The sequence below is a fragment of the Pseudomonas sp. AL03 genome (genome assembly GCF_029960815.1).
GTDB lineage: Bacteria > Pseudomonadota > Gammaproteobacteria > Pseudomonadales > Pseudomonadaceae > Aquipseudomonas.
Window position 1 is genome coordinate 68,673 of the sequence record NZ_JASBRE010000006.1, and the last position, 12,517, is coordinate 81,189.

Annotated in this window: 10 protein-coding genes; 6 read left to right on the forward strand and 4 right to left on the reverse strand. The window is 59.8% G+C overall.

Going from position 1 to position 12,517, the window contains the following annotated elements; genetic code table 11:
- Window positions 1-210 precede the first annotated feature (210 nt).
- From QK293_RS08340 to QK293_RS08360, 5 genes are all read left to right on the forward strand, one after another.
- Window positions 211-1,131 (forward strand): NAD synthetase, encoded by a 921-nt coding sequence (locus QK293_RS08340; protein WP_282376705.1) that lies wholly within the window; start codon window positions 211-213, stop codon window positions 1,129-1,131.
- Window positions 1,128-1,589 (forward strand): hypothetical protein, encoded by a 462-nt coding sequence (locus QK293_RS08345; RefSeq protein WP_282376706.1) that lies wholly within the window; start codon window positions 1,128-1,130, stop codon window positions 1,587-1,589. The genes QK293_RS08340 and QK293_RS08345 overlap by 4 nt, the downstream gene beginning before the upstream one ends.
- A gap of 175 nt (window positions 1,590-1,764) precedes the next feature.
- Window positions 1,765-5,040, forward strand: coding sequence for a transglutaminase family protein (locus QK293_RS08350; RefSeq protein ID WP_282376707.1), 3,276 nt, complete (start codon window positions 1,765-1,767; stop codon window positions 5,038-5,040).
- 88 nt (window positions 5,041-5,128) lie between these two features.
- Window positions 5,129-7,615, forward strand: coding sequence for a circularly permuted type 2 ATP-grasp protein (locus QK293_RS08355; protein ID WP_282376708.1), 2,487 nt, complete (start codon window positions 5,129-5,131; stop codon window positions 7,613-7,615).
- The gene (locus tag QK293_RS08360; protein ID WP_282376709.1) at window positions 7,615-8,505 is read left to right on the forward strand and encodes a transglutaminase family protein; all 891 of its coding nucleotides are present in this window, start codon (window positions 7,615-7,617) and stop codon (window positions 8,503-8,505) included. The genes QK293_RS08355 and QK293_RS08360 overlap by 1 nt, the downstream gene beginning before the upstream one ends.
- A gap of 126 nt (window positions 8,506-8,631) precedes the next feature.
- On the opposite strand, the gene QK293_RS08365 is transcribed toward QK293_RS08360, so the two are convergent.
- A complete protein-coding gene (locus QK293_RS08365) occupies window positions 8,632-8,823 on the reverse strand; it encodes a hypothetical protein (RefSeq protein WP_046044817.1) in 192 nt (63 codons plus the stop codon).
- A 68-nt stretch (window positions 8,824-8,891) separates the two neighbouring features.
- Window positions 8,892-9,479 carry a TIGR00730 family Rossman fold protein gene (locus QK293_RS08370; protein WP_282376710.1) on the reverse strand — a complete coding sequence of 196 codons (588 nt, stop codon included), beginning with the start codon at window positions 9,477-9,479 and terminating at the stop codon, window positions 8,892-8,894.
- Between the two features lie 340 nt (window positions 9,480-9,819).
- On the opposite strand from QK293_RS08370, the gene azu reads away from it, so the two are divergent.
- The gene (gene azu / locus QK293_RS08375) at window positions 9,820-10,266 is read left to right on the forward strand and encodes an azurin (RefSeq protein ID WP_282376711.1); all 447 of its coding nucleotides are present in this window, start codon (window positions 9,820-9,822) and stop codon (window positions 10,264-10,266) included.
- A gap of 63 nt (window positions 10,267-10,329) precedes the next feature.
- Here the strand turns inward: azu and nadE are convergent, their stop codons facing one another.
- Complete coding sequence (gene nadE / locus QK293_RS08380) at window positions 10,330-11,157, reverse strand: ammonia-dependent NAD(+) synthetase (protein WP_282376712.1); 828 nt, start codon at window positions 11,155-11,157, stop codon at window positions 10,330-10,332.
- A 4-nt stretch (window positions 11,158-11,161) separates the two neighbouring features.
- Complete coding sequence (gene pncB / locus QK293_RS08385) at window positions 11,162-12,397, reverse strand: nicotinate phosphoribosyltransferase (RefSeq protein ID WP_282376713.1); 1,236 nt, start codon at window positions 12,395-12,397, stop codon at window positions 11,162-11,164.
- Between the last annotated feature and the right edge of the window lie 120 nt (window positions 12,398-12,517).

Here is a 12,517-nt window from a genome sequence, read left to right on the forward strand (position 1 = left end):
GTACCGCATCGCAAGACGCCAGCCTCAGTGCTGGCGTTTTGCTTTCTAGCGAGGGGACGGCCTGTTTGCTAAGGTGACGCGCACTTCAGTGGCCACCAGGAAAACCGGTTCCCCCGGTACAACGCCAAACCCTGTGGGAGCCGGGCTCGCCCGCGATGACGGCGGCACAGGCAATAAAGATCTCACCCCCAATTCTCAAGGACGATTCACATGAACAACCCCTTACCGGGTATCGGCATGGACTACAGCCCCTCCCAGTTCATGGCCCGCCAACGCATCGAAAACCAGATCAACCTGCCACGCCTGTTCGCCGCCATCGACGCCGATCCCGGAATCGTCGGCGCGGGCGTGGTGTACATCGATGCCGAGTTCAACGTAGTCACCCTGCGCGAGTTCAAGCCGATTTGCAGCATCAAGCCCAAGCGGATCATTTTGCGGGAGGCGCAGAAGTACATTGCGCCTGCGCAATTCGCCGATCAGGTGCAGAACAATCCGCGGGAATCGCGATTGGTAGCAGAGGCGGTGAATACCACGCTGTCGTGCGCCGGGGCAGTGATCAGTTGGGCTGTCATTGCCAGCGGAACGATCCTGGTTCCGTTCAGCGCGGGTGCGAGTTCGGTCGTTGTCGCTATTGCTTATACCGCCGCCGGGGCAAGCAGTCTTCAGTGCCTCAATGGCATCGCACGAACCACCCTTGAAGTGGCCAAGCCTGAAGTGAACGATTGGCTGGACAGCGAGGCGTGGTACCAGAACGCATCTATCGGATTGGATGCCACTTCCCTGGTGGGTGTTGGGGCATCTGCTCTGGCCACCATCAAACTGGTCAGGGTCGCCAAGGCTACTACCGGGAAAAGCCTGCGCGATGTGCTTCGTGGGTTGAACAGGCAGGAACGGGCGAAGCTGACCAAGGAACTTCTGAGCATCAATGATCCAAGACTGACATCGAAAATGCTCAAACTGAAGCAATTGGCGGGAGAACTGCCTAAACGCTTCACGCCAACTCAACTCAAGCATGGCACGGTCACCCAGATCAAGGATTCGTTAGGGGCTGCGATCGGCCTTACTGGAAGTGCCTTGTCAGGCAATGTCAAAACTGTTGCGATCGGCCTGTACGAGGAAATCGACGAGTGAGCGAACAACTAACACTCAAGGCATTTTTCAGACGTTACTTTCTGGCATTTCTTGGCGGGATCTTTGCCGCCTACTTTTCACTCGCCTTTGCAGTTGCGCTGTCGTTCGTCACCTATTTCCAGAATGCGCCGCTTGCTGACAGCGGGTTTTATATTTTTCTGGCAGGCGCAGCACTGACGCTTCTGATTGTTCATAGCAATTTCATGATTGTGCGTGGAAGGCCGCGGTGGGTGTGGATGGTGGCCGGGGTTTTTGTGGCATGCCTGCTGTTCGTGTTGCCGATGATCCAGTACACCCCCCCCAGAGTGATTTATGTGTTGGCCTTGCTGTCCCCTTTACTGGGGCTGCTTTTTCTCAATAGCAACGGACAACGAGAAATGCGCACCCGGCTGGTTGAAATCCGTCGCCAGCGCGAGTTGATCAGGCACGCTTCCAAGGCATCGCGCACGCAACGTTGAGTCGACGGGCCCACCGATCCGCCACATTTATGTGCGCTCCTGCGCGCACGAAAGCGAGCAATGCGCGCTTTTAGTGCTCTACTGCCTTGAGTAACCGAAGAAAGGGTCCGACCTGCCTGCATGGCATAAGTCTTGCGCCGCTTTCGATTACGTCCAGGCTCGCAGGAGGCACGCCGTGTCGATCCATGTCGCATTGCACCACGTCACGCATTACCGCTACGACCGCGCCGTCGAGCTCGGTCCGCAGATCGTTCGTCTGCGCCCGGCGGCCCACAGTCGCACGCGGATACTTTCTTACGCGCTGAAAGTCTCTCCCGAGCAGCACTTCATCAACTGGCAGCAGGATCCGCAGGGCAATTACCTGGCGCGGTTGGTGTTCCCGGAGAAAACCGATGAACTGCGGATCGAAGTCGATCTGCTGGCGGAGATGGCGGTCTTCAATCCATTCGACTTCTTCCTTGAGCCCTACGCCGAAAAGATCCCTTTCGATTACGCCGTGGATGAGCGCAAAGAGCTGGCGCCGTACCTGGAAACCTTGCCCCTGACGCCAAAGTTCAAGGCTTACCTGGACGGTATCGACCGCACGCCTCTGCCCAGTGTCGATTTCCTCGTCGCGCTCAATCAGCGCCTGAGCGAAGACATCGGCTACCTGATCCGCATGGAGCCGGGTGTGCAAACCCCCGAACACACCTTGGAACATGCCTCCGGTTCTTGCCGCGACTCCGCGTGGTTGCTGATGCAACTGCTGCGCAACCTCGGTCTGGCGGCGCGTTTCGTCTCCGGTTACCTGATTCAGCTCACCGCTGATGTCAAAAGCCTCGACGGCCCGTCGGGCACTGACGTGGACTTCACCGACCTGCACGCCTGGTGCGAGGTCTATTTGCCCGGTGCTGGCTGGATCGGCCTGGACGCGACGTCAGGGCTGTTTGCCGGTGAAGGACACATTCCGTTGGCCTGTAGCCCCGATCCGGGCTCTGCGGCACCGGTCAGTGGCTTGGTTGAACCGTGCGAGTGCGAATTCACCCACGAAATGTCGGTGGAGCGGATTTGGGAAGCACCGCGGGTGACAAAGCCCTACACCGAAGACCAGTGGCTGGCGATCCAGGCCTTGGGTCGGCAGATCGATGCCGACCTGCTCGAGGGTGACGTACGCCTGACCATGGGCGGTGAACCGACCTTCGTATCCATCGATGATCCGGACGGTGCCGAATGGAACACCGCTGCGCTCGGGCCGGACAAGCGGCGTCTGTCCGCTGAATTGTTCCAGCGCCTGCGTAAGCACTACGCGCCAAAGGGACTGGTGCATTTCGGTCAGGGCAAGTGGTACCCCGGCGAGCAATTGCCGCGCTGGTCGCTGAACTGTTATTGGCGCCGCGACGATGTGCCGATCTGGCACAACAGCGCGTTGATTGCCGATGAGCAGCAAGACTACGAGGCCAATGACGAGTTGGCCGGGCGTTTTCTGGCAAGTGTCGCCGAGCGCCTGAAAATTCCCACACGGTTTGTATTTCCGGCCTACGAAGACAATTTCTATTACCTCTGGCGCGAAGGCGCTTTGCCGCAGAACGTCAGCGCCGAAGACTCACGTCTTGAAGAGCCTTTGGAGCGTGCGCGCCTGCGCAAAGTCTTCAGCCAGGGCCTGGACAAGGTCATCGGTCAGGTCCTGCCGCTGGCGCGCACCGCCAAGGGTGATCAATGGCAGAGTGGTCGATGGTATCTGCGCGACGAACACTGCCGACTGGTACCGGGGGACTCGCCGCTGGGCTATCGCTTGCCGCTCGGCTCGCAGCCTTGGGTGAAGGCGTCGGAGTACCCGTTCATTCATTCTGTGGACCCGAATCAGGATTTCCCCGCACTGCCCGACACTGCGCAGCTTCAGAGCCAAGGCGAGCCTGCGGTGGCTGATGAACGCACGCCAAAGATCGACGAATCTGCCGACTGGCTGACCCGCACAGCCTTCTGCGCGCAAGCACGAGAAGGACGGTTGTACCTGTTCATGCCGCCGCTGGAGCGGGTCGAGGACTACCTGGAACTGGTCAGCGTCATCGAAGCCACCGCCGAGGAGTTGCATTGCCCGGTGTTGCTGGAAGGCTATGAGCCGCCGAGCGATCCGCGCCTGAGCAACTTCCGCATCACGCCCGACCCGGGTGTGATCGAGGTCAACGTGCAGCCGTCTGCCACGTGGGATGAACTGGTCGAGCGCACCGAATTTCTTTACGAAGAAGCGCGCCAGACCCGACTCACCACCGAGAAATTCATGATCGATGGCCGGCATACCGGCACCGGCGGCGGCAACCATTTCGTACTGGGAGGCGCGACACCGGCTGACTCACCGTTTCTGCGCCGTCCGGATTTGCTGCGCAGCCTGATCAGCTACTGGCATAACCACCCGTCCTTGTCCTACCTGTTTTCGGGATTATTCATCGGCCCGACGTCTCAGGCGCCACGGGTCGACGAAGCACGCAACGATGCGTTGTATGAACTGGAAATCGCCTTCGCCCAGATGCCTGAGCCGGGCGAGGAGTGCGCGCCGTGGCGGGTGGATCGGTTGCTGCGCAACCTGCTGATCGACGTGACCGGCAACACCCATCGTGCCGAGTTTTGCATCGACAAACTGTATTCACCGGACGGTGCTACCGGCCGTCTTGGTTTGCTCGAATTGCGCGCATTTGAAATGCCGCCCCATGCGCGCATGAGCCTGGCTCAGCAGTTGTTGCTGCGGGCGCTGGTGGCTCGGTTCTGGCGTGAGCCCTATGCACCGCCGAAGTTGGCGCGCTGGGGTACCGAATTGCACGACCGGTTCTTGTTGCCGCACTTCATCGAACAGGATTTCGCCGACGTTATCGTCGACCTTAATGCCGCCGGTTATCCGGTACGGGCCGAGTGGTTTGCGGCGCATCTGGAGTTTCGTTTCCCCAAGGTCGGCGATTACGCGGTCAGCGGCATAGAACTGCAATTGCGCCAGGCGCTGGAGCCTTGGCATGTGCTGGGAGAGGAGGGCGCGGTCGGCGGCACGGTGCGTTACGTGGATTCGTCGCTTGAACGCTTGCAGGTCAAACTCATGGGCTTGCCACCCCAGCGTTACGTGCTGACCTGCAACGGCATTGCGGTGCCCTTGCAGCCCACCGGACGGGTTGGCGAATTTGTGGCAGGCGTACGATTTCGTGCCTGGCAACCGGCCAACTGCCTGCAACCGACCATCCCGGTCCATGCGCCGCTGGTATTCGACCTGCTCGACACCTGGATGCAGCGCTCGCTGGGTGGGTGTCAGTACCACGTTGCCCATCCGGGCGGACGCAACTACGACAGCTTGCCGGTGAACGCCAATGAGGCGGAGAGCCGCCGAATGGCGCGCTTCTTCCGCATCGGACATACGCCGGGGAAACTTCCTATACCCAATATGGAAATTAACGACGAGCTACCGATGACTCTCGATTTACGACGTTTCTAAACCGTACGCGACGCTCGGATTTTTCGTATATCCGGGCGTCATGAGCCTGCGTTAGTCTGACCGTTCTTTGCTGTCTGCCGAGCTTTCCATGCCTGACCTGCTTGACCGCTACCCGCTGACGGCGGGCACTTATCACGAAATGCTCGACGACAGCGGCGCCGTGCGTCCGCATTGGCGTCGGTTGTTCGACCAATTGCAGCGCAGCACGCCAACACAATTGGTGCAGCGTCAGGCCCTGCTGACACGGCAGATCCAGGAAAACGGCGTGACCTATAACGTCTACGCCGATCTCAAGGGGGCCGATCGGCCGTGGGAGCTCGATTTGCTACCGCACGTGATTGCGGCTGATGAATGGCAGCAGTTATCGGCCGGAATCGCTCAGCGGGCACGCTTGCTCAATACGGTGCTGGCAGATTTGTACGGGCCGCAGCGGTTAATCGCCGAAGGTTTGCTGCCTGCCGAGCTGGTTTTCGGTCACAACAACTTCCTCTGGCCCTGTCAGGGCATCACGCCGCCCGAAGGGGCTTTTCTGCATTTGTATGCCGTGGATCTGGCGCGTACGCCTGACGGTCGCTGGTGGGTCACGGCGGACCGGACTCAAGCGCCGTCCGGTGCCGGTTACGCCTTGGAAAACCGTACCATTGTGTCCCGGGCCTTTCCCGAGCTGTACCGCGACCTGAAAGTGCAGCACCTGGCCGGGTTCTTCCGCACGCTTCAGGAAACCCTGGCACGTCAGGCACCGAGCGATGACGACGCGCCGCTGATCGTGCTGCTGACACCGGGACGTTTCAACGAAAGCTATTTCGAACACCTCTATCTGGCGCGCCAGCTCGGTTATCCACTGGTAGAGGGCGGTGACCTGACGGTGCGCGACGCTACGGTCTACCTGAAAACCCTGAGCGGATTGCGCCGGGTCCACGCGATCATGCGGCGGCTCGACGATGACTTCTGCGACCCGCTTGAGCTGCGCACCGATTCGGCCCTTGGCGTGCCGGGGTTGTTGGAGGCGGTACGCCAAGGGCGAGTGCTGGTGGCCAATGCCCTCGGCAGCGGCGTGCTGGAGTCGCCGGGATTGCTGGGCTTCCTGCCGAGGATCAATCAATTCCTGTTCGGCGAAGAATTGATCCTGCCCTCCATCGCAACCTGGTGGTGCGGTGAAGCGCCGGTGCTGGCTCAGGCCCTGGAAAAATTGCCGGAGTTGTTGATCAAGCCGGCTTTTCCGTCACAGAGCTTCGCTCCGGTGTTTGGTCGCGACTTGAGTGAAAAACAGCGTGAGGCACTGGCCGAGCGCATGCAGGCTCGGCCTTATGCCTATGTCGCGCAAGAATTGGCCCAGCTCTCTCAAGCCCCGATCTGGCAGGCTGAAGAGGGTCATCTGCAACCCCGGGCCATCGGCATGCGCGTGTACGCAGTGGCCAGCCGTGATGGCTATCGGGTGCTGCCCGGCGGCCTCACCCGCGTTGCGGCCGAGGCTGACGCCGAAGTGGTGTCGATGCAGCGCGGTGGTGCGAGCAAAGACACCTGGGTGTTGGGCGATCGCCCGCCGAGCGGTGAGCAATGGAAAACCCAGCGCCCGATCGGCGTGCACGACCTGGTGAGACGCGATCCGTATCTGCCGTCGCGGGTGGTGGAAAATCTGTTCTGGTTCGGGCGTTACTGCGAGCGCTGTGATGACAGTGCGCGGTTATTGCGGATCATGCTGGCGCGTTATGTCGATGGCGATGACCCGCAAGCCTTGGAGGCGGCGGTGGATCTGGGCGAACGGTTGATGTTGTTGCCCGATGAAGGCGAGTTGCCGGAACGCTTGCTGGCCGCATTGCTCGGCGACGACTGGCCTTTCAGCCTGCGCTCCAACCTGCAACGTTTGCAGTGGGCTGCTTCGCAAGTGCGCGGCAAGCTCTCGCGGGAAAACTGGCAGGCGCTGGTGGAGTTGCAACGCGAGGCCATGGAGCTGGAAACGGAAGAGCCGGATTTCGGCGAATTGCTGGATTTCCTCAACCGTCTGGTGATGTCCCTGGCGGCGTTATCCGGTTTCGCCCTCGACGACATGACCCGGGATGAAGGCTGGCGCTTCCTGATGATCGGCCGCCGGATCGAACGTCTGCAATTTCTCAGCGCCAGCCTGGCGGCATTTCTGCGCGGTGCCGGTACTTTCGATCAGGCCGGACTGGAATGGCTGCTGGAGCTGGGCAACAGCAGCATCACTTACCGTTCGCGGTATCTGGCGGTGGCGCAACTGATTCCGGTGCTCGACCTGTTGCTGCTCGACGAGCAGAACCCCCACGCCGTGTTGTTCCAGTTGAAACTGGTGACTCGTACCTTGAAGCGCTTGAATGATGACTTCGGCGCGCCTCGTGAAGTGGGGTTGCCACAGTGGGTGGAACGCTTGGCACAGTTCGATCTGGGATGCCTGGACAACCCGCTGTTCGGCGCAGCCAGCGTTCGGGCGGCCATTGAGGGGCTGGCCGACCTGTTGCAAGAAATCGCCGACGCCAGCGGGCAAGTGTCGGATCGTCTGGCCTTGCGCCATTTCGCCCATGTCGATGACGTTAGCCAGCGCACGGTGTCCGTATAATGAGCGCCCACTACCAGATTCTCCACGACACCCATTATCACTACGACAGCCCGGTGTCCCTGGCCCAGCAACTCGCGCACCTTTGGCCACGGGCCTGTGCCTGGCAGCGTTGCACCGAGCAGCAACTGCAGATCAGTCCCGACCCGACTTCGCGCCGCGATGAGCTGGATGTGTTCGGCAATCCGCTGACCCGGTTGGCGTTCGAGCGGCCGCACGATGAATTGCTGGTCAATGCCCGGCTCACCGTCGAAGTGCTGGCTCGGCCGGCGCTGGATTTCAATCAATCCCCCGCGTGGGAAGAAACCCGCAACGCGCTGACCTACAGCAGTCAGCCGCTTTCCCCGCAATTGCTGGAAGCGTGTCGTTACCGGTTCGAATCGCCCTATGTGCATTTGAAGCGCAACTTCGTCGAGTTCTCGCAAAGCTGCTTTCCACTGGGTCGGCCACTGATGCTGGGTGTACAGGCGCTGATGGAGAAAATCTTCAGCGAGTTCACGTTCGATGCCGAAGCGACTCAGGTGGCGACGCCGCTGGTGGAAGTGCTGGAGCGCCGGCGCGGCGTTTGTCAGGACTTCGCTCACCTGATGCTCGCCTGCGTACGCTCCCGTGGGTTGGCGGCGCGGTACATCAGTGGCTACCTGCTGACCCAGCCACCACCGGGCCAGCCGCGGCTGATCGGCGCCGATGCTTCACATGCCTGGGTTTCAGTCTTTTGTCCGGTGCTCGGCTGGGTGGATTTCGACCCGACCAACAACGTGCGACCAGCGCTGGAACACATCACGTTGGCCTGGGGCCGGGATTTCTCCGATGTCTCGCCGTTGCGTGGGGTGATTTTGGGCGGCGGCAACCATGACCCCGAAGTCCGTGTCACCGTAATGCCACTGGATTAACTAGGGATGTGCAATTAGTTTCTGGACTGGAGGTATTTCAGATTGGCCTGTGAGGGTCAGCAGCGTGACTGCTGACCCTGGACACAGATCCGGTGGGCCTGATCAGATCATCGGGCCCTGAGGGTCTCAGGCGTCGGGCGCCTGATCTTTCGGTGTTTCAACATCATCTTCTGCGGCCACTTCACCTTCTGCATCCGGGTTCAGTGCGGCGGCTTCTTCTTCAGCTGTAGCTTTCTTGCGCTGAAGCTTTTCCTCTTTCTTCTGCTCCTTGGCCAAGTCTCTCTGACGTTTGGCGAAGGAATAATTGGGTTTAGCCATGGGCGATCCTCTGGGGTCGAAGGTGAGGTTGAGCGGCGCATATTCTGCCCTGTATCGATGCCCAGCGGTTAGCTGGGTTTTTGCTCGGCCCATTTTGGCGGTACCGAGGGTTGCCAGGCGTCCAGTGCATCAAGCAGGGTTTGCGGCGATTCGCTCATTTGCAGCATGTCACGGTGCGGTTCGCGAACGAAGCCTTCGCCGACGATATGATCGAGAAAATCTGTCAATTTGCTATAGAAACCGTTCACCTCCAGCAGCCCCAGCGGTTTGCCGTGGTAACCGAGCTGGCCCCAGGTCCAGATTTCGAACAGTTCCTCCAGCGTGCCCAGGCCGCCGGGCAGGGCGATAAAGGCGTCACTGAGCTCGGCCATCCGCGCCTTGCGCGCATGCATGCCGTCGACCACTTCCAGACGAGTCAGGCCGCTGTGACCGATTTCCTTGTCTTTGAGGCTTTGCGGGATGATCCCGATCACTTCACCGCCGGCCGCCAGCGCAGCATCGGCGACGATGCCCATCAGCCCGACGGCACCGCCGCCATAGACCAGGGTCAGCTTGCGCTCGGCCAATGCTCGCCCCAGGGCGACAGCCGCTTCACGATAAGCCGGGTGGGTGCCGGTGCTGGCACCGCAAAATACACAAACGGACGCTAAAGACATGCCTTACTCCACGGTCAGTATGGCCACAGAGTAAAGGCAGGCACGCGGCGTTCCAAGGTCTAAACTTCGCGTTTAGGTGTTTCATAGGTACCGCTGGCGCCACAGGCGTAGGCGGCGAGCAAACTGCACAACAGGCTATTAAGGGACATGACAGTTCCAGATGAGTGATGACGACCTGATGATAGGGCCGCCCCAGACGTCTGGCTGGTAGATTGTTTCGATAGGTGTCATAGCCCGAAAGTTGTATACAATTTATGATTCAGGTCATAGGAACTTGCGAGGTTTTCAGGCAGTCTTCTGTCCATTCGCACTGTTGTTAACCCTGCCTTGGAGATTCACCATGTTTGCCAAACTTGTTGCGGTATCCCTGCTGACACTGGCCAGCAGCCAATTGATGGCTGCCGAGTGCAAAGTCACCGTTGACTCCACTGACCAGATGTCCTTCGATACCAAGGAAATCAGTATCGACAAGAGCTGCAAGACGTTCACCGTGGAGTTGAAACACTCCGGCAATCTGCCGAAAAACGTCATGGGTCATAACTGGGTCCTGAGCAAAGAAGCCGATATGCAGCCGATCGCCACCGCTGGCCTGGCCGCAGGCATCGAGAAGAGTTACCTGCCTGAAGGCGACGCACGCGTCATCGCCCACACCAAAATCATCGGCGCCAAGGAAACCGACTCGGTGACCTTCGACGTGTCGAAGCTCGATGCTGGCGAGAAGTACGGCTTCTTCTGCTCGTTCCCAGGCCACATCTCGATGATGAAAGGCACTGTTGTCCTGAAATAATCAAATTGAACTCATAAAAAAAGCGTCCACTGGACGCTTTTTTTGTGCCTGTTGTTCGCTCAATCAAGGCGCAAACGGCATCACCCGCTTGTGATGAGTCTTTTTGTACGTGTCGCAGATGATCTTGAATGCTTCATCGCGCACCGGCTCGCCGTGCAGGAAGGCGTCGATCTCGGCGTAGGTCACCCCGTGGGACGCTTCGTCCGGCTTGCCCGGCGACAGGTCTTCAAGGTCGGCAGTCGGGATTTTTTCCACCAACGACTCCGGCGCGCCGAAGCTGCGGGCGATGTCCCTGACCTGGTTTTTCACCAGACCGCTCAGGGGCGCGAGGTCGCAAGCGCCGTCACCGAATTTGGTGAAGAAGCCCATCACGGCTTCCGCCGCGTGGTCGGTGCCGATCACCAGGCCCTGGGCCGCGCCGGCGATGGTGTATTGGGCGACCATGCGCATCCGCGCCTTGGTGTTGCCCAGCACGAAATCCACCGAGACCGCATGCTTGCCTTCAAACACCGCTACTTCGTTCGCCAGGGCTTTTACCGCCGGGCCGATGTTCACGGTGTGGCGCTCATCCGGGGCGATGAAGTCCACCGAGGCCTGGGCGTCGTGTTCGTCGAACTGGGTTTCGTACGGCAGGCGCACGGCGATGAACGTGTAGCTGTTGTCGCCGGTGCGCGTGCGCAGTTCGCGCAGGGCACGCTGGGCCAGCAGGCCGGCGGTCAGGGAGTCGACGCCGCCGCTGATGCCGAGTACCAGGGTCTTGAGCCCGGAATTGACCAGGCAATCCTGGATGAAGGTAATCCGCCGGGCGACTTCAGCCTCGAGGGCGGCCTGGTCGGCGAACGGCGGCTGGACCTTGAGCTGTTCAGCAATCTCACGCTGTTCGGCTTGCATGAATTCACTCCTTGCTAGAAATGCTGGATGTACTGGAAAGGGCGGCAGGTACTTTGAAAACGTGTCGCAAATAGGCGACGAAATTCGGGTCTTTGCAGTGAGTCTTGCCAGGCTCATCGGAAATTTTTGCCACGGGCTGGCCGTTGCAGGCGGCCATTTTAAGCACGATGCTCATCGGTTCGACACCCGGAATATCGCACGTCAGGTTGGTGCCGATGCCAAAGCTGACATTGATCCGACCGCGCAATGCCCGAAAAATCTCCAGGGACTTGGGCAGCGTCAGGCTGTCGGAGAACACCAGCGTCTTGCTCATTGGATCGATGCCCAGCTTGTGATAGTGAGCGATGGCCTTTTCAGCCCAGAGCACCGGATCACCGGAATCATGACGCAAACCGTCAAAGAGCTTGGCGAAGTACAGGTCGAAATCGCTGAGAAAGGCATCCGTGGTAATGCAGTCGGTGAGGGCGATCCCCAATAGGCCGCGGTACTCGCGGACCCAGCAATCGAGGGCGGCAATCTGACTGTCGATCAGCCGCGGACCGAGTTGCTGATGGGCCATGATCCATTCGTGGGCCATGGTGCCCAACGGCTTCATGTCCAGCTCCCGTGAAAGGTGCACATTGCTGGTGCCGACGAAGCGTCCGGGGAAATCGTGCTTGAGCACGTTCACCACTTCTTCCTGCACGCGGTACGAGAAGCGACGACGAGTGCCGAAATCGGCTACCTGCAGTTCAGACAATTCGTCTGCGCTGGCGTTGGCAGTCAACCAGTCGAACTTGCGATAGAGCTGCTCGCGCGCCTGTTCGAGCACGACCTCACGGTAGCGATAGCGGTTGCGCACCTCGCTGACGATGGACAACAGCGGCACTTCGAACAGGATCACGTGCAGCCATGGCCCGCGCAGGCGGATGAACAGCTCGCCGTTTTCGATGCCGGTGTGGACGTAGCGCAGATTGAAACGGAACAATCCGAGAAAGCGCAGGAAGTCCGGCTTCATGAAGCTGATGCGCTCCATGAAACTCAACTGGTCGGCGCTCAGGCTCAACTCGGCGAGGCGTTCGATCTGGAAACGAATCTCCGCCAGGTACGGGCGCAAATCTTCGCTGTTACGGCAACGAAATTCCCATTCGACTTCCACGTTCGGGTAGTTGTGGAGCACCGCCTGCATCATCGTCAGTTTGTAGAAGTCGGTGTCGAGCAGGTTCTGCACGATGCGATCGCCAAACACGCTCTCGCTCATAACGGGGTTCTCCAGGCTGGCCGCGGCCTGTGGTAGCGACGTTGCAGCTGTTTCAATGAATGGGGCTAGTGGCGCATATCAGAGGTGGGGATTGCCAGCGTTTTTTGACCAGGGCTTAGC